Here is a 17,115-nt window from a genome sequence, read left to right as displayed (position 1 = left end):
ATTGACTACAGGCGCCAGCCATTCATCGCAATTTCCTAGCGCATTTGTGCTATTTGCCAGATCTCCAAGCCAGTTTGTTCCTGAGCGACCCTCGCTTAGAACAATTGTGCCTCGCATAGGTGCATTCCTTTTCGTTTGCGTTGCGAAAGCAAGTGGATGGAATAGTTGTCCAGGACAAAGCTGCGCGCAGCGTGGCCGAATTACTTCTTGTTGGCTTCTCACCTGATAGGGTTCATGGTCGCTTCTAAAGACATATGGCGAGAATTGCCACCTTTGCGTCCCGGTGCGACGTTCAATTCTTGTTTCCGCCGGTTGTGTGGAGGCCCCTCCAGCATCCGTGCCAACGTCACGTCCGGCCCCTGTGTCCCGTCCAGGATCGCCTCGACAATGTCGGGTGCGAGCAGGGTCAGGCGCAGAGCGCGGGTCATGCAGGATGACGCGATCCCCTCGGCCGCTTCGCGAGCGAGGATGGTGCCGGATCCCACCTCGATGAAGCGCCGGAAGATCCGGAGCGCCTGCCTGACGTGTTCGCCATCTACGATGAGCTTGCGCCTCTCGACCCGCTAGCCGAAGGGCGGGACGCCTCCCATCCAGATGCCCTTGCGGCGGCTGGCGCCCTACTGCGCGTACCAGGCCTGCACGGGCGGATGACTTGCAACGCCACGCGCCACTCCGCCAATACGAGCAAAGGGGTCGAGAACCGTGGTCGGAATGTCGTCGAAAGCGCCGCCTCGCAGAGCCTTGTCCATCATGTAGATCTTCACGTCGGCAACCGCCGGTTGCGTTCCTCCGACGAAAGGGTTCTCGCCAATCAAGTCTTCGATGCCCCTCGCCCAGTGGGGAATGAAGCCGTCTGCAAGGTTCTTGCGTGCGACCTGCCGTTCCGTTGCCTCGGTGATCCGGGAGGTCGCCGAGATGCGGTGTCGCAAATCCTCGCATGCCTCCAGCACAGCGTCGTGCCGTGCCGCATCCCACGGATCGTCGGGATGAAGATGGTGCAACCGCCCAATCAACCTTAGAATAGCGTTGGTTTGGGAAAAAATTCCACGTTCGGGAAATTCCAGCACAGGCAAGGATCCAAACGGCAGATCAGCCTTAATGCGGGCCAAGTCGTCACGAGTTAGACGCTCATCGTCAAACGGCACCCCCGCAATCACCAGCGCAAGCCTCACTTCCTCGCCGCGGCTCCCGGCAAAATCGAAATAGCGGACGATCGGATCGGGCATAGTGTTACTCTCTCGTTGGCGCTCGCGACGGTTGGCGTCGTCGCGTAGATGCGATGCGGATCGCGATGACCTATACTGGTCATGCGACTTCGTCGATGACTCTCGATGTGCAGAGAGCGGCAGCTCGTCCGCAGAGCGGAGTTAGAGGGCATCCGGCGCGTGTCGACCGCCCGGCAAGGCCAGTCGGGGCTTGGGCTTGAAACGCAACGGAAGGCCATCGGCGGGCGGTGGCAGGTGTCGCATGTGCGCGACCTCATGGCCCGACTGGCAAGTTGACGACCTGCTGCCAGAACAGCCCTTCATGCCTGTCGCAGCGCCAGCAGGGGGAATGTAGGCAAATCCGGAGCCAGGTGCCCGGCCGTCGGCGTTATGGGGCTCGTGCCGCTACGAGCTGTTGAATGTTCGCGAGTTCTCTATTATGGCGGACGCGCGCGCTAGGCGGCCCCAATCCTATCTGACGGAAGACATCATGAGAAAGCCCAAGGACGACGATCTTACCGACCGCCGTGGCGCCGCTGCCGATGCCAAAGCTGCTCTCCTTGACGCCCACCGTGCAGCAAAGGCAGCCGCAGAACCGACACGACTTGCTCGGGAAGAAGAGCGTTTGAAGGTGGCCGCAGCCCGAGACGAACGGCGTGCCGAGCGCCATCAGGCCAAGCTCGATGAACAGGCGCGTGTTGAAGCCGATGCAGCGAGGGACCAGGCGGCCGCCGATGCTGCAGCCGAAGCCGAGGTCGCAGCTAGGGAAAAGGCTCTGGATGACCGCGTCTCTCGCGTCGTCAAGGATGAAGCCGCCCGAAAGGCTGAACGCGACCGGCGCTACGCCGATCGAAAAGCGAGACAGAAGTGACAATCAGGTCGCGGTAGTTCGCTGTCGCCCGGCAAGTGCGAGAAGCGATTGCCTGGCGCACGAAGGAGGCGCTGCGGTCGCCAAGACGCGAGGCGTGAAGCTCGGCAATCCGAACGGTGCGGCGCTGCTCAGGGGGTCTGGCACGGGAGGTTACGCGCTCCGGGAGGCTGTCAGCGCAAATGCCAATGCCTTCGCCCAGGCGCTGGCTCCTGTGCTGGCGGTCCTGCAAGCGGACCGCGACATGACACTGCGCGAGGTCGCGGCCGATCTGAACGGTCGGGCTATCCGAACGCGGCGCAACGGCAGGTGGCACGTGTCGAAGGTCCGAAAGCTGCTGGCGCGGCTCCGCGGAGGTGGGCGATTTAATCGTGCAGGAAAGAAGTGACTGCCCGCGAGCTGTTACATCAACCTTGCTTCGCTCCCGCCAAAAGCCACTTGGAACGCCGGTCGCGCCGCGCAGCGCCCGAGGTAGGCCGCCAACGCCGGGTGATCGGCCAACGGTCTCGCCTGAGACGCAACCCAAACGGAATACCCGACCTGGCAATCAGCGCCAGAGAACTTGCTCAGCAACCATTCGGAATCCCCGATCCATGAGCCCAGAAGTTGGAGAGCATCCGTCAAACGCGCCGGTGCTCCCGCTTCCTCTCTTCGCGCCACGTGCTGGACCATGGTCTCTGCGAAATGCAGCCAATCGAGCCAACCCGCGCGACCCGGAGCGCCCGGCTCCCGCCAGAGATGGGTAGCGCGGGTTTCGCAGAGCCACTCGGCCATCGCGCCTGTCTCGTGCATCATTACTTCGCCATCGGACAGCGCCGGCGGACTTCCCGGAAGCAGCGCCGTGTCCAGGGTGCGCGACGACGGCAGCGTCTCCAGACGATAGGCACAGCCGATCTCCTCAAGCAGCCAGAGAATTCGGGTCGAGCGGGACAAGGGCGCGTGCCAGAGTGTGAGGTCGGTCATCGCTCCAGCTATACGGCCTCGGCGGCCGCACGCCAGCATGTTCGATGTCGATCCCGATGCGTCCGACGGCGTCGGCCTGTCGGGGGATAGCGTGCAGCAGCTCGCTGTGAATGCCAATACCCTCGGGGCGTCCCGCGACCGGTCTTCTGCTTATAGGCGGTCTTGCAGGCCCGGGATGGACTAAGCACCGGCAGGCGGCCTGATCGACCACCGCGTCGGCCTCGTCAGGGTTCCTACCATGTGCTGAGGCCAGCCTCTCCAGGCGCCGACGGAATTCAACGGTTCGCGAGGCGGGCCACCTGCTCGCTGATTTCCTTGAACTGTGTCCCTAGTAATGCGGCAGTCTCGGGATCGTCTGAGGAGGACCAGTCGGTCATCGCGTCGTCGTAGATGTCCATGACGGCCTTCTCGCCACGCAGAACTGCGTCCAGGGAACTTTCGTCCAGGCCCGTGATCCAGTCGCGGAGCGTCACCACGGCGGCGTTCATTGTTCCCTGCAGCGATCCGTCGTCTTCCCCGGATTCGCCCAAAGCGGCGAGCCGCTGCTCCAGCGCGTTCGCGTGACGACGATGCATCGTCGTGAGTTCGGCGATCACACCTGCGATCTCCGCGTCGGCGCGCGGCAGCATGGTGTCATATCCCTGTAAGACGTCGTTCGTCGCGGTTAGGGTCTGGTGCAGGCCAGATTTGGGTGTGTTGGTCATGTTGAAGAGCTCCATTGCGACGATGAGGGGCCGTTACCGGTTCGCTTCGTATGAAACCTGAGACCCGTCACGCGGTTCCATGCGACAGAAGCAACGTATGGCTGCTATTCCAGCGCGATTGTTCCGGCCCCTGCCAAAGGCCTGCACGGAAGTTGAGATGATGCGATGAGTCTACAGATCGAAGGGAGAAGCTCATGTCCCGATCACTGAGAACGCTCGTCGAACGGCAGATCAGCAAGGCCATCGCAGAGGGGCAGTTCATAGGCTTGACGGGCGAAGGCAAGCCTCTGCCAGATCATTCCGGTGAGGCCTTCACCGACATGGCAACCCAGGTTGCGGTTCGGATAATGGCCGAGGCAGGGGCCTTGCCCGAGGAGTTCAGGATCAAGAAACTGCTGGAACCAGCCAGACAGGCATTTCGAGAAGCCAAGAGCGAAGAAGAGAGGCGTCTGGCGATGGCTCTCATCGCGGAGCTCGAACAGCGGTACAATACTGCTGTCGAGGCGCGCCGGAGGTTCATGTCTCGCTGAGGGGAGTGAGCCGCAGCTGCGTTGACAGGCTGATCACGAAGTCGCCTCGTGCCGCGTCACAGTTCCGCGGAACCGCAGATTGGCCTGTCCGTTGATCTTTCACCAAAAGGGAGATCAATCATGCCTACCTCTGGTACATCCAACATGGTTTCGTCTGCGGACGTTAACGGCACTGAAGTCTACGGGCGCGACGGCGTACACATCGGGTCAATCGATCATCTGATGATCGACAAGCAGTCGGGCAACGTCGCCTATGCCGTCATGGGCTTTGGCGGATTCCTGGGTCTTGGTGAAGAACACTATCCGATTCCCTGGAACAAGCTCCATTACGACACTGCAAAACAGGGTTTCGTTACGGACATCACTGCTGACCAAGTCGAAGGAGCGCCGGCGAGAACCGACGATTGGCACAGGGACCGCGACTGGGAACGCCGCACCTATGACTATTACGGAGTGGCGCCTTACTGGATCTGAACGGCAAGTGGGGCGGCCCGTCATCGCCGCGTCAGGTAACACTGTGCATTGTTCGGTTCTTCGCGAGTTGCAACTGGAAGACCGCCTGGCGCCCATGTCGGAACGCCATTTCCGCTGCGGCTAGGTAGAACTGCCAGATCCGGAAGAAGCGCTCGACATAGATGTCCAGCACCCGAGGCACGCTTCTGCACCCGGGATGCTCCTAGGTAACGTTAGCTTTTCGAGGAGTGTCGGATTTCGGCAGCACGAGCCAAGGAAAGAGCACGGTCGCCATTACGGCAAATGCGAGCGTCCACAGGACCACGGCAAGTGTTGCCCCATCTACGCCGTGCGCAGAGATACTGGGGTCGGCAACTCTTGCAGCTCCAGCACCAACGACGAGCAGGAAGGCCGACGTCAACATCGGCCCGGCATTTAGCTGGCGACCGGTGTGACCCATGGTTGCACGCATCATGACAGCGCACGTCATTCCGCCAATCGCGCTAATGCCCCACAGGTGGGGGCCGACGGCCGGATGTGCGACGCCGCACGTCGCCAAAGCGGTGCCGAAGAAGCCAAGAGGTATGAAAAGATACGCCAGATGAAGCATCAGCAGGAGCGGAGACTTCGCGGTTGCGGTACCTTGCCATCTCCCCAATCGGACAAGATGCAAACCGGCAGCGAGAAATGCCAGCGCGGCGTACGTCCACGTATCGGCTGCCACGACCCAGGCGACGAGTGCCACTGCACCTGTTGCCAGGCACAACACATCGAAGCTGTTGAACGGAACGGGCAACCGCTCATGACCTCTGGCCGCAAGCCAGTTCCGTGTGAAGCTTGGCAGGATTCGACCCCCGATCAGCATGATCATAAAGATCAGCACCCCCATTCCTGCTCTTCGTCCGAAGTCCGCCGTGCCGGACGCGATCGCCTCGGCGTGGAAGAGGACATTCAGAAGCCAAAGCAGCGCGACCGGCATGAGAACCTTCAGATTGCGCCAATTCCGGCCTGCCACGATCTCGCGTGCAATCATGAGGGTGACGGCCAGGAGAAAGGACTGGTCCACGGCGGCGGTAACGGACGCAGGCAGAGCGATCAGGCCGGCGACACTGATCCGGCCGGCAAACCAGAGGGACAAGAGGGACATTAGAGGCCAGCCCCTCGTCGGCAGCCGGCCGGTCCAGTTGGGCACCGCAGTGAACAGAAACCCCGCCAGCACCGCTGCACCGTAGCCGTAGACCATTTCATGGACGTGCCAGTCCGCTGGCGTGAACGGACCGGCAAGTGACGTCCGGCCTGTCCAGACAAACCACCAGACCGGAATGACGATTGCTGCGAAGAGGATGGAAACCAGAAAAAAGGGACGGAAGCCAGACGACAAGAGCGCTGGTCCGTCATACCTGCCTCGCTTGGACATTCCTCTGCTCCGACAAGGGACAGTAGGGGCGGCAGCCAGTTCCGCCGCACCTACAGACAGATGATCAAGGACGATGCGTCATTGGACCTGTGCGATCAGGTCGGCCATCCGGGTCTTGGCCTTCCCTTTCTGCTTGACGGCTTGGGCTTCGTCGAGGTTCACGGCCTCTCCCACCTGCACGAGAGCAACCATGCCCATCGCGTAGTGCGGTGTGCACTTGATGCCATAGAGGCCCTCTGCATTGACCGTCAACTCGAACTCTTCGTTGATACCCGACTTGAACTCCGCGACGCCCTCGGGAAGCATCCCCTCGATGTTCTCGGCGTTGTGGCCCTTGTCGGTGGGGATGAACTTCACGATGTCTCCCGGCGCGGCCTTCACGTAGCCGGGTTCGAAGACCATCGCGCCGGCCTCTCCCTTGTTCAGCATCCTGACCTCGTGTGTCTCGGCGGCGGCGGTGCCGGCTATGGTTGCGAGGGCGGCGGTCATCATCAGAGCTTTCAGCATCGGACAGTCCTTTCAGGCGTTCATGTCGTTTCTCTTGCCGCTGTTTTGACCTATCACAGGGTCGCAGACGTTGTTCTTGGACAAACTCTGGAGTGGTCGTGCCTAAACTCGACGAGAGCCTTTTGAAGGGTCTTCCTCCCTTCTCGCTGCTGGAACGGCCGCAGATCAGGGAAATCCTCGATCAGGCCGTCTCGCGCCGCTACGAGGAAGGTACGGACATCTTCCGCGAAGGCCATGACGCAGACCGGTTCTATCTGCTGCTCGACGGCTATCTCCGCGTGGTGCGCAGCACGCCGGGTGGCGACCAGATCATCGTCCTGCACATCTCGCCCGGCCAGCTCTTCGGGATTGCGCCCGCCCTGCACCGCGACACCTATCCTGCCACCTCCATCGCCGCGGCCGAATCCATCGCCCTGTCCTGGCCCGTGAGCCTGTGGTCTGAGTTCATGTCGAAGTATCAAGGGTTTGCGACCCAGACCTATACGACCCTCGGTCAGCGGATCGGCCAGATCCAGGAAACGCTGACCGAGATGGCGACGCAGGCCGTCGAGAAGCGCGTGGCCTGCGCCCTGTTGCGGATGGTGAACCAAAGCGGACGAAAGACGACGGAAGGAATAGAAATCGCCTTTCCGGTCACCCGCCAGAACATCTCCGAGATGACCGGCACGACGCTCCACACGGTAAGCCGTCTTTTGTCGGCGTGGGAGAAGGACGGCCTCGTCCGCTCGACACGCAAGCACATCGTCGTCACGGCGCCCCACCGCCTCGTGGTCCTTAGCGGCATTCAGGAGTGACGCGTCTCGAGAGGTCGGCCTGAGCCTTCCGAGACGACGACGCGGCGCAGTTCGGCACGAAATTCGCTCTCGTCCAGCCCGTATTCGAGGCAGGCGTCGACAACGGTATGGAACGGTGCAATCGGGCAACCCGGGCACAGCATGCGGCGGTCGAGGAACACCGTCGCGACCTCCGGGCATTCGGCGAAGAGCACCGAAAGCGGCAGATCGGGGTCGTCGAAGTCCGGGCGAGCCATGCGAGTCCTTTCGAGGGCATTCTGAGCCTGGCTTCCCCCAGCCTCTTTGCGCTTCCGCAACAAGCGGCGCGGCGGTCCGACATGGACATCGCTCATGAGCAAAATCGGCGGTCGGCAGGCGCCACGTCTCGCCAGTTCGTTCGGACAGCCAAGCCGCATGGGTCGTCGCGTCGTCTCTAGGCCGGCAAGGCCCGCCAAAGCGGCGAGTGTCTTCATGTTCAGGCTCCTCGAAGAAATCGGGGCGGCCGGACTGTTCCGGCCGCCCCTGTGACGACTGCGCTTCGAGACGGTCCCGGCCTAAGGCAGCGCGGTCTTGCCCTCGTAGTTGGCGTTGTACTCGGCGGGCGCCTGCACCTGTTCCATCAGGTCGTTGTTCCAGTCGCCGTCGACCACCACGTGCGCCGTAGCACCGAGGTTCACGGCCTCGATCAGGTTGTGGTTGACGTAGGCATAGACACCCGGCTGGAGGAACTCGTAGAGCGCCGCGCCGGCGGAACCGCCCGCGATGAACCAGGTTTCGAGGTCGCGCTGCGGCGGGTTGTTGAACTTGCCGCGCTCCCACACGAGGTCGCCGTGACCGCCGATCAGGTGAGGACGCGTGTCTCGGTTGGCCTGGCTGTGGACGAACAGCACCTTCTCGCCTTGCGAGGCGTGAAGCGCGTTGTCGCCGGTCAGCGATCCGACCTTGCCGTTGAAGACGACGTGGCTGGGGATGAGGCCGTTCATCACCTCGAGCGTGTCGGGATAGCTTTCGCCGACATCTTCGAAGCGCTTGTAGTCTCCGTTCTCGTCCTTCGGGATATAGAAGTCGTTCTCGCCGATGTAGAAGACGCGGTCATAGCGCACAGAGTTGCCCTCGTGGTCCTTCAGGCCGTCTCTCGGCAGGACCATGATGGCGCCGGACATGCCGCTCACGACGTGCCAGGGGATCATCGGACCTCCGGGCGCACAGTGATAAACGAAGGTGCCGGGACGTGTCGCCTTGAAGCGGAGGACCGTCTTCTCTCCGGGGTTCACCAGCGTCAGCGACCCGCCTCCGAGAGCACCTGTCGCGGCGTGGAAGTCGATGTTGTGCTGCAACATGTTCTCAGGCGAATTGTAGAGCGTCAGTTCGACGTAGTCACCTTCGTGCACCACCATGAGGGGGCCGGGAATCGACCCGTGGAACGTCATCGCCTGGAGGTAGACGCCGTCGTCGACCTCGATCTCCTTTTCTACGATCTGCATCTCGAACTCGACGATACGGGGCTCGCCCGGCGCGACCTCGTCGTGCGCGTGAACCATCGGCGGTCGCACCAGCTTGTGCTTGATGCGCTGGAGGTTCGACACGTCGGCGGGCGGCGCCATCGACGTGTCCATGATTTCCTCGGCGCTTGCGGCCTTAGCGAGGAAGGGAAGTGAGGTAATGCCTGCGGCTCCCAACAGTGCGGCTCTTCGGGTCAACATCTCGTGCGTCCTTTCAGATCGAAGTAAGTTGACCTTCAATTAGAGGTGATGGAGCGGGAGAACGTTGTCCAAACGCAAGCTTGGCGTGTCCAGTCATGGAGAACCCCGCCCGAGATGACGACTACATCGTGATTTTGGGTTGCCCCGTAAGGAGATGGTTTATCTGTCGGACAGGCCTTAGCATTCGGCACCTGGCGTCGATCGAGCGGCCACCGGCGGACCCATGACTCGACAGAAGTCCATTGACCGGCTTTTCCGAATAGTCTTCTTACTTCTTTTCGAGCGTCTGACACACGATAGGCGGCTTTTCGGCTGACGAGACCGGACCAGACTTCAACAGTGAGGCGAACTGCGTGGCGAAGCTCAGACGTGGGGGACTGGACGGCGCGTTCACGGTCTACTTGCTGTTGGGGCTTGCGCTGCTGCTTCCTGCACTGGCCGTCGCTTTCGTGCTGCTCTATTATCGGCTGAGCGATGAGGCTGACTACGCGCGTCAGCGCGCCGTGACCGCTGCTGACATGCTCACTCTCCTGTCTGACGCACGTGTCGCCAGCGACCTCGTCACGCTGCGCATCCTTGCTCAGGCAAGTCCATTCAGGAGTGGTGACCTGGATGCAGGGGCACGTCGCGCGCAGGAAGCCGTGGGACTTATGCCGGGGTGGCAGGCGCTTCTTCTCACAGATAGCTCGAGTGGCGAGAGCCTCTTCTCAGTGACCCAGGATTCTATCGATTACGCGCCTGAATTGTCCTGGGTCGCGGACATCAACGCGGACGGCTGGGACATTGGAGGCGTTGAACGTGATGGCCTCTATTGTCCATGCGTCACCGTTACTACCGAAATCCCTGGGAACAATCGCCACATTCTTACAGCATTCACCTATCCGCAAACCTACCAGGAAATGCTGATGCAACGGGTGCCGAGGACTCAGTTGCGGCACTCGTAGATCGGGAGGGCGAGTTCATCGCTCGCTCCATCGACTACGCAGTGCGCGTTGGAACGCCCGGGACCTCCTACGTCCTTGATGCAGTCGCGAAGGGTGGCAATGGCATTTATGCGGGAACCACCTACGAGGCGCTCACCAACTACACCGCTTACGCAACCTCTGAGCTGACCGGATGGTCGAGCCATGTGGCGATCAGCAGCGCGGTGCTGGACCGTCCGCTGCAGAGGGCCGCTGCGGTCATCACCTTTGGCCTGTTGGCAGCAATCCTGGCAGGCCTTGGGCTTTTCGTCCTGGCCGCACGCGAAGTTGTCAGAAGGCGGAAGAACGAAGAGCATCTTCTGAACCTCCAGCGTTCGCAGGCAGTCGCCCAGTTCACAGCGACCATCGTCCACGACTTCCGCAACGTGATTTCCTCGCTTCAGTCGGGACTGAACCTCATCAAGCGCAAGACGAGGAACGACGAAATCAAGTCGTATGTCGCGCTGATCGAGGACTCGGTGTCGAAGGGAACGCGTCTTGCCAATCAGCTTCTGAGCCTGTCTCACGGAAAGGACACGGAACTTGAAACGGTCGACGTCAGCGAAATGCTCAATGGTCTTCGGTACCTTCTCGAGCAGGCTGCTGGTGACGGCGTCGCCCTGTCGATCGACGAGATGGAAAGTCATCTGGCTGTGGTCGCGAACAGGGATCAGCTTGAACTTGCCCTTCTCAACCTCGTGGTTAACGCTCGTGATGCGTTGGAAGGTCAGGGGCGCATTACCATAGAAGTTTCGTCGGTCGGCGAACGTGCCGAGATTGTCGTGTGCGACAACGGTCCTGGCGTCTCGGCAAAGCTGCAGCGAACTCTTTTCCAGCCCTTCATTACGGACAAGCCGCAAGGCACGGGTTTGGGATTGGCGCAGGTGGCGGGCATGGCGCGCAATGCCGGCGGCGAGGTTGCCCTGGAGAACGTCTCCGAGGGTGGGGCTCGCTTCGTGATAAGACTCAATCAGGCAAGGACCGTCGAGCAAGCACGTGGCTCTGATGTCCCGGCGGAATAGTCGACGAAACCAAAAGCGAACCTATCTTCTTCTCTGCGGACGACATCGTCTCTGCTGCAGAGGTGTCACGGTCATGCTGGCGAAGGCTTCTCTTCTCGCGTTCGCGGCTGCGCTGTCCGCCGCGCCTGCAGCTGCAATCGAGCACTGCGAACCGCGTCGAAATGTGACCTGCGTCGTCGACGGAGCCACCGTCTGGCTCCAGGGTGAGCTTTTCCGGTTCCAGGGCTACGACGTTCCCCGTTTGAAAGGTGACCTCTGTGGCGGTGACGAAGAAGCGGCGCTTGGGAAGAAGGCTGCCGACCGATTGCTGAAGATACTGAAGAGCGGCGACCTCTTCATGACGAGACTCGGTGAGGATTCCAATGGAAAGAAGTTTGCGAGGCTGTTCGTGAGCGGCAGGGACGTTGGCGAGATCCTCGTTGCGGAGGGGCTAGCTCGCAAGGCGCCGGACGGTCGGAAGTTCTGGTGCGACTGACTGACAACCAAGCCGCCATCTCGCTTTCGATGATCTGGTGACCAACGCTCTTCCTGGGCCCTGCAGGAATGCAAGCAACTCAGACAGCTGAGGCCCAACGAACCCGGTTTCGGTGAAGAACTCCAGTTCATCTTGCAGCGCGTCAAGAGAGGCGTCGGACAGCTTCCCCACAGCGAAGGCGAGTGTGGCGCAAGTGGTCGCATCACCGAACTGAGCCAGCCGCCATGCAGCAGCCGAACGAAAGTAGTCAGGTTCAGGAAACATACTTCACCAACTTCTCGACCTAACTGAGCGGGCCAGAGGTGACGCCCCCGGCTCCGCCAGTCTCACTCGTTACACACACATCGGACTCGGTCCAATGAGGCCAAGATGAAGGACCCGGAGGTTCCGGGCAACTCGACAAGTTTTTGTCCTTACGGTGTTAAGGTTAATGGGGCGTTGCGTGATGTTTCATACATCGTTGCTCACACGTCTGGGGACTACATGTTCTCCGCGGGCAGCTCCGTCTGACACCTTGATGGGTCCTGTGTCAGTTCTAGTGTCTTGATCGGCCTTCACGGGCCTTGGACGACGAACTTCGGCATCGGGAGTGGGTGAGGCAAACTGCTGACGCCATTTGATCGCTTTAGCAGGATCTCACGGGCTATGAGCCTGTCCCGAGCGAATTACCGCACTGGACCTCAGGAGGTGGGATGACCATGTCATCAACGCGCCACGCAGAGCCAGCCTTTTCGGCGAAGGCCGACAATGTGGCCGTTCCGAGGGAGCGAGATGCGCCCATACCGAGTGAGGACATCCCGACCATCTTGGACACGCGTCGCGACTGTATCGTGATCGGCGGCGGACCCGCAGGCATGACAGCGGCAATCTACCTTGCGCGATTCCGGCGCAGCGTGGGCCTTCTGGACGCAGGCGACAGCCGCGCGAAATGGATTCCCCGAAGTCACAACCATCCGGCCTTCCCAGACGGGATCGCGGGCACGGAACTCCTTGACCGGATGCGGGCACAGATGGCGCAGTTCGGAGTGGAGACCGTGAACGCGAGCGCAACGCGGCTCGAACGGGCAGGCGACGCCTTTTGGGTAGACGCGGAGCGGGGACGTTGGGTTGCACCAGCGGTCATCTTGGCAACGGGGGCGCTGGACATTCTCCCTGCCATGGAGGGCGCTTGGGAACACGTGCGCCGGGGCACCATCCGTCAGTGCCCGATCTGCGACGCATACGAGGCGACTGACGGGCGGATAGCGGTTCTGGGCTCTGGACGACATGCAGTCGAGGAGGCGTTGTTTCTCAGTCGGTACTCGAACGACGTCACACTTGCCGCACTCGGAGGCGACCCCGCGCCGGATCCCCAAGAGCGGGCGGCACTAGCGGAGGCGGGCGTCGCAGTGCTTGACCGCGCTGTGCGCGAGGTCCGCTGCGAGAACGGCCAAGTCCGACTTCTCCTCGCACAAGGTGGCTTCCGGCAGTTTGACGTGGCCTATTCAGGCATGGGTATCGAACCCCAGACAGAGCTCGTGAAGGCTTTGCGGCCGCGCCTTGCGGCGGACGGCAGGATCGAGACTGACGCGCACCAGGCGACGTCGGTGCCGGGCCTCTACGCGGCGGGCGATGTGGTCACCGGGCTCAACCAGATCGCGGTCGCCATGGCGCAGGGCGAGATCGCGGCGACTGCTGTCCACAATGCGGCACGTAGGGCGGAGGGGAGGTCGCTGCGCGGGACGAGCGGCGATTGACGGAGCGACGCTGCCATCGCCGATCCGGACGCTGGTTCTGTCGAATAACAGGGCGGGGTAGGGGAGGCGGGTGCCTTCTACCCGCCCAGAACCTAGTCCAGCGCTTCCAAGCCAAGGTTGAGTGCTTTGCGGACCGTCTCTGCCACGATCTCTCTCGGCTGGCCGCTGAAGTGACACTCCGTCACTTGCGGCGTGCCGGAACGGTGGAGGGTCGCGATATAGACCAGGCCGACCGGCTTGCCCTCGTCTGGCTCCGGTCCCGCGACTCCGGTGATCGCGATGGCCAGCCCCGCACCCTTTGCACGCTGAAGCGCTCCCTCCGCCATCGCGCGGGCAACCTCGGGATCATAGACCGTCCGCTCCTGAATGAGCGCGTCCGGTACCCCCAGGGCGTCGATCTTCATCGAGGGAGAGTAGGCAACGAAGCTCCCCTCGAGAACCGACGAGCTTCGGGGCGTGGCGGCGATGCAGGCGCCGAGCAGGCCGGCGGTGCAGGACTCCGCCGTGACGACGCGGATTTTCTTGTCAGCGAGTTCGTTTGCCAGCCGCTGGCCAAGTGCGACGATCTCCCCGGAAAACGAGGTGAGCGCACGATCGTCGCGGAGCACTGCCGGGCGGAACAACCGGTCGTCGATCATGTCGAGCATACTCAAGCGATCCGACTTCGGATGGTCGAGCGCGATAGGATTCATGCGTTTGAACCAGGTCGTGCGCAGGCGACGCAGAACGGCGGCGATGGCCCGGACCGCAACGGGATCGTCACCCGCACAGAGCACGTCCGGTATCTGTTCCGCACTCAGCGACGGGTTTCGCCGCAGCACGTCCAGTACAGCGAAGACCGTGACGTCCCACTCGAGATAGGTCGCGCCGATCTGGGCTTCATCCCCTTCACCGATCCCCAAACCGTCAGTCGGCTTTGCGCGCCATGTGCTCTCGGGTACGCCGTAGGCGTGCGCCATCCACGGGACCTCCCACGACTTCAACAACGACTGCACAGGCGTGAGGTCACCGACGTCGCCATGCAGCGTCCAGAAACCTGCCCCCAGTTCCGAGAAATTGTCGGTGCTTGCCACGAGGCCGCCCCAACGATGCGCCTGATCGTAGAGGGTGATCATGCGCAGGCGCGCGCGCATGTTGCCACGCCGCGTCCGGAGCGCGTCGGTGTCGCCGCTCCGCAACTTCTCGTCCAAGCTTCCCAACCCTGCCACCATGCAGTGGTACTGCTCGGACAGATCAAGTTGGAGATGTTCGATTCCCAGAGCGTGACAGGCCTCGACACCGCGCTCGGTTTCGACCGGATCCTGCTCGATGGGCAGCGTGTAGCCGACGACACGCCACCCCGCTTCCTTGAGCAACGCCGCCGTCACCGCGCTGTCGACCCCGCCGGACATCCCGAGTACCGCCGTCGATACGCCCGCCTGCTCGCGGTATTCTGCCAGTTGCTGAACCAGCCTCTTACCCACGGCCTGCAGCTCTGACGGTGGCAGAAACAGACCCGCGCCAACTTGCTCACGCAATCGGGTCTCGAACCAGGGCGATAATGGTCCGCGGGGTCTCTGGCGAGAAAGTTCGAGAACTTCGTCCAGGTGCTGCATCGGGTTGCCTCTCAGATCCGCCGCTCCTTCAACCATCGTCGAAAGCTCAGGGTTCCTTCCCACAGCCGCGCCATCCGCCCACGACCTCACTGCTCGGCAAAGTCGTGCGGGGAGCGGCTTCTGCGGCAAGCGTCTGGAATACTGACGCAATCGGGCTCGCGTGCGGAATGGCGGAGGTCCGGCTCGCCGCAGCAACGGCTGCGATCACGCTCTTCTTGATGTAGTCGGGGGACCCATGAGCAAGAGATGGCAGCGGCTTATTTCACCGCGTCTGAAGGACTCATGAAGCCGACGTCGCCGAGCGGCGTGTTCAAGCCCCAGTCGCGGTGTATGAGCACGCCGTTCACGATGTACAGCTTCCGCACGGGATATTCGGTCGCGCCACCCGAGCCGTCTCCGATCACAACGACGGCGCTCTTCTGTCGCTGAGTCCCGTCGTCGACGCGGAAGTAAGCCGGATCGGCGGAATCCGCGATCGCCTGCATCACCTGCAGAACGTCGCCATAGTCGCTGATCCGTTCGTCGCGGAAATAGCAGAGTCCCTCCATCGCACCAAGGCCGACCGCAGCGACGGCCGCTCCGGATGCAGACACTGCGCCCGCGGCGGTGCTGCCAACAGCTCCGCCAATCTCTCCAAGAGTGCTGGCGGTCGACCCCAACATTGAAGCACCCGTGGCCGCGTTGGTGAGCGTGAATGCACCTGCGGCCCGGTTGGCAAAGGCACCGGCTGCGTCCCGCGCACTGCTCACGCCGCTTCTCAGAAGCTCGCTCGGGCGATAGTCGCAGACGCGTGCTTCGGCGGAGGAGACGGTGACGCCCGCCAAGGCCGGAAGTGCCAGAATGAAGACGACTGCACGATTCATGACTGCCTCTCTACGGGGGAATTGGTGTGTGCTTGTAGCGTAGGCACACCTGCCCGGGCGCGGATGCCCGTCTCCAAGGCACAGTGCCCAACCCTCGGCCGACGTCAAGCGGCGGCCGCGGACTTCTGCTCATTCGCGGCAGTAGAGCACGGTTGTCGGCCGTCTGGCCTCTGACTATTGGTCGATTCCTTACTTCGACGACAGAACAACACAGGAAGCGTCGGCGCCTGCGTGCGCCTGTCGCTCGTCCCGAACAGGTCTATGTGGCGGTCTGAGCAAATAGGCTGTTTCTGTCCCAGGTGCAGACCGGCGCAACGGAGCCTGATGCAGGCAGCGGAACTGCGAGTCGCAGTTCGAACCGAGAAGGAGTCCGAACGTGATCCGATGCTTTCGAAACGAGGGGGGCCGACTAACGGGGCCACATGAGGAGATGTCGGGAGCCTTGTGGCTCGATCTCGTGAGTCCCACGCGAGAAGAGGAGGTCGCGGTGGAGCGGGTGCTCGGGCTCGATATCCCGACTCGCGAGGAAATGAACGAGATCGAGATATCGTCGCGGCTATATCTGGAAGGCGGCGGGACGTTCATGACGGCGATCCTCCCGGCCCATACCGATGGCGATGATCCGGAAATGGCGCCCGTGACTTTCGTTCTCACTGCGGATCATCTCGTGACCGTTCGCTACCACGAACCCCGAGCGTTTACCTCCTTTCCTCCCCGTGCCGAACGCACGGGTCTTGATGTCCCAAACCCCGAAAGCATCCTCGTGGCACTCCTCGAAGCGGTCGTGGACCGGCTCGCCGATATTCTGGAGCGAGCCGCTCGAGACATCGACGCGGTTTCTCGTCAGATATTCCGGCCCGCCAAGGATGCCGCGCCGGACAACCAGAAGACCCTGGAGGAGATCGGACGAAAGGGCGATCTCACCTCGAATATCCGCGACAGCCTTCTCACGCTGGAACGGCTGGCAGGGTTTTTAGGCCACGCGACCGTTCAGCGGGAAAGCCCGAAAGAGATCCGCGAGCGCACGAAGACCCTCTCCCGCGACATCCGATCCCTGCTGGACCATGCGGGATTCCTGTCGCAGAAAATGACCTTCCTGCTCGACGCTACCCTCGGAATGATCAACATCGAGCAGAACGCCATCATCAAGATCTTCTCCGTGGCAGCCGTGATCTTCCTGCCGCCCACGCTGATAGCGTCGATCTACGGAATGAACTTTCAGCACATGCCGGAACTCGACTGGCTGTTGGGGTATCCATTTGCTATCGCTTTGATGGTCGTCTCGGCGATATTGCCCTACGCATATTTCAAGCAAAGGGGCTGGCTGTGAGACGATGTT

Annotated in this window: 21 protein-coding genes; 10 read left to right on the top strand and 11 right to left on the bottom strand. The window is 61.8% G+C overall.

Annotated features, from left to right (window positions below; genetic code table 11):
• Positions 1-218: 218 nt before the first annotated feature.
• Complete coding sequence (locus C8D95_RS22670; protein ID WP_164721521.1) at positions 219-428, bottom strand: hypothetical protein; 210 nt, start codon at positions 426-428, stop codon at positions 219-221.
• A gap of 189 nt (positions 429-617) precedes the next feature.
• Positions 618-1,226 carry a glutathione S-transferase family protein gene (locus C8D95_RS21075; protein ID WP_109761174.1) on the bottom strand — a complete coding sequence of 203 codons (609 nt, stop codon included), beginning with the start codon at positions 1,224-1,226 and terminating at the stop codon, positions 618-620.
• A 469-nt stretch (positions 1,227-1,695) separates the two neighbouring features.
• Here C8D95_RS21075 and C8D95_RS21070 point away from each other — a divergent pair, with 469 nt between their 5' ends.
• Together C8D95_RS21070 and C8D95_RS21065 are read left to right on the top strand one after the other, a co-directional pair.
• Positions 1,696-2,076, top strand: coding sequence for a DUF6481 family protein (locus tag C8D95_RS21070; protein WP_109761173.1), 381 nt, complete (start codon positions 1,696-1,698; stop codon positions 2,074-2,076).
• Between the two features lie 94 nt (positions 2,077-2,170).
• Complete coding sequence (locus tag C8D95_RS21065) at positions 2,171-2,461, top strand: recombinase family protein (RefSeq protein WP_109761172.1); 291 nt, start codon at positions 2,171-2,173, stop codon at positions 2,459-2,461.
• Positions 2,462-2,475: 14 nt separating this feature from the next.
• Here C8D95_RS21065 and C8D95_RS21060 read toward each other — a convergent pair whose 3' ends face one another.
• Positions 2,476-3,036 carry a glutathione S-transferase family protein gene (locus C8D95_RS21060; protein ID WP_109761171.1) on the bottom strand — a complete coding sequence of 187 codons (561 nt, stop codon included), beginning with the start codon at positions 3,034-3,036 and terminating at the stop codon, positions 2,476-2,478.
• A gap of 275 nt (positions 3,037-3,311) precedes the next feature.
• On the bottom strand, positions 3,312-3,740 hold the full coding sequence (locus tag C8D95_RS21055; RefSeq protein WP_164721655.1) for a DUF2383 domain-containing protein: 429 nt from the start codon (positions 3,738-3,740) through the stop codon (positions 3,312-3,314).
• Between the two features lie 194 nt (positions 3,741-3,934).
• Between C8D95_RS21055 and C8D95_RS21050 the strand changes: the two genes are divergently transcribed.
• Complete coding sequence (locus C8D95_RS21050; protein WP_109761169.1) at positions 3,935-4,270, top strand: DnaJ family domain-containing protein; 336 nt, start codon at positions 3,935-3,937, stop codon at positions 4,268-4,270.
• Positions 4,271-4,390: 120 nt separating this feature from the next.
• Entirely contained in the window at positions 4,391-4,744 is a 354-nt protein-coding gene (locus tag C8D95_RS21045) for a PRC-barrel domain-containing protein (protein WP_164721654.1), read from the top strand.
• Between the two features lie 31 nt (positions 4,745-4,775).
• Here the strand turns inward: C8D95_RS21045 and C8D95_RS22360 are convergent, their stop codons facing one another.
• The 3 genes from C8D95_RS22360 to C8D95_RS21035 all read right to left on the bottom strand — a co-directional run bounded on the left by C8D95_RS22360 (position 4,776) and on the right by C8D95_RS21035 (position 6,647).
• Positions 4,776-4,916, bottom strand: a complete 141-nt coding sequence (locus tag C8D95_RS22360; RefSeq protein ID WP_164721520.1) for a hypothetical protein — start codon at positions 4,914-4,916, stop codon at positions 4,776-4,778.
• Between the two features lie 30 nt (positions 4,917-4,946).
• Positions 4,947-6,140, bottom strand: coding sequence for an NnrS family protein (locus C8D95_RS21040; protein ID WP_109761167.1), 1,194 nt, complete (start codon positions 6,138-6,140; stop codon positions 4,947-4,949).
• A 78-nt stretch (positions 6,141-6,218) separates the two neighbouring features.
• Complete coding sequence (locus C8D95_RS21035) at positions 6,219-6,647, bottom strand: pseudoazurin (RefSeq protein WP_109761166.1); 429 nt, start codon at positions 6,645-6,647, stop codon at positions 6,219-6,221.
• Positions 6,648-6,745: 98 nt separating this feature from the next.
• Here C8D95_RS21035 and C8D95_RS21030 point away from each other — a divergent pair, with 98 nt between their 5' ends.
• Positions 6,746-7,441, top strand: a complete 696-nt coding sequence (locus C8D95_RS21030) for a Crp/Fnr family transcriptional regulator (protein WP_109761197.1) — start codon at positions 6,746-6,748, stop codon at positions 7,439-7,441.
• Here the strand turns inward: C8D95_RS21030 and C8D95_RS21025 are convergent.
• Positions 7,432-7,677, bottom strand: a complete 246-nt coding sequence (locus C8D95_RS21025; protein ID WP_109761165.1) for a DUF1858 domain-containing protein — start codon at positions 7,675-7,677, stop codon at positions 7,432-7,434. The genes C8D95_RS21030 and C8D95_RS21025 overlap by 10 nt on opposite strands.
• Positions 7,678-7,974: 297 nt before the next feature.
• Positions 7,975-9,123 carry a copper-containing nitrite reductase gene (nirK, locus tag C8D95_RS21020; protein WP_109761164.1) on the bottom strand — a complete coding sequence of 383 codons (1,149 nt, stop codon included), beginning with the start codon at positions 9,121-9,123 and terminating at the stop codon, positions 7,975-7,977.
• Between the two features lie 353 nt (positions 9,124-9,476).
• Between nirK and C8D95_RS22205 the strand changes: the two genes are divergently transcribed.
• From C8D95_RS22205 to C8D95_RS21005, 4 genes are all read left to right on the top strand, one after another.
• Positions 9,477-10,067: a hypothetical protein gene (locus C8D95_RS22205; protein WP_164721653.1), complete on the top strand. Its 591-nt coding sequence runs from the start codon at positions 9,477-9,479 to the stop codon at positions 10,065-10,067.
• Between the two features lie 41 nt (positions 10,068-10,108).
• On the top strand, positions 10,109-11,107 hold the full coding sequence (locus C8D95_RS21015) for a two-component system sensor histidine kinase NtrB (RefSeq protein WP_164721652.1): 999 nt from the start codon (positions 10,109-10,111) through the stop codon (positions 11,105-11,107).
• 73 nt (positions 11,108-11,180) lie between these two features.
• Positions 11,181-11,582 (top strand): thermonuclease family protein, encoded by a 402-nt coding sequence (locus C8D95_RS21010; RefSeq protein WP_164721651.1) that lies wholly within the window; start codon positions 11,181-11,183, stop codon positions 11,580-11,582.
• A 692-nt stretch (positions 11,583-12,274) separates the two neighbouring features.
• The gene (locus C8D95_RS21005) at positions 12,275-13,318 is read left to right on the top strand and encodes an NAD(P)/FAD-dependent oxidoreductase (protein ID WP_346243142.1); all 1,044 of its coding nucleotides are present in this window, start codon (positions 12,275-12,277) and stop codon (positions 13,316-13,318) included.
• A gap of 92 nt (positions 13,319-13,410) precedes the next feature.
• Here the strand turns inward: C8D95_RS21005 and nadE are convergent, their stop codons facing one another.
• Together nadE and C8D95_RS20995 are read right to left on the bottom strand one after the other, a co-directional pair.
• Positions 13,411-14,913 carry an NAD(+) synthase gene (gene nadE / locus C8D95_RS21000; RefSeq protein WP_109761161.1) on the bottom strand — a complete coding sequence of 501 codons (1,503 nt, stop codon included), beginning with the start codon at positions 14,911-14,913 and terminating at the stop codon, positions 13,411-13,413.
• A gap of 257 nt (positions 14,914-15,170) precedes the next feature.
• Entirely contained in the window at positions 15,171-15,776 is a 606-nt protein-coding gene (locus C8D95_RS20995) for a hypothetical protein (protein WP_109761160.1), read from the bottom strand.
• A gap of 442 nt (positions 15,777-16,218) precedes the next feature.
• Between C8D95_RS20995 and C8D95_RS20990 the strand changes: the two genes are divergently transcribed.
• Complete coding sequence (locus C8D95_RS20990) at positions 16,219-17,106, top strand: magnesium transporter CorA family protein (RefSeq protein ID WP_206508293.1); 888 nt, start codon at positions 16,219-16,221, stop codon at positions 17,104-17,106.
• Positions 17,107-17,115 lie beyond the last annotated feature (9 nt).

Origin of the sequence: Silicimonas algicola (assembly GCF_003148765.1) — a bacterium.
Taxonomy (GTDB): domain Bacteria; phylum Pseudomonadota; class Alphaproteobacteria; order Rhodobacterales; family Rhodobacteraceae; genus Silicimonas; species Silicimonas algicola.
The sequence above is the reverse complement of the archived record's forward strand: the minus strand, read 5'-3'. Positions and strand labels throughout refer to the sequence as shown.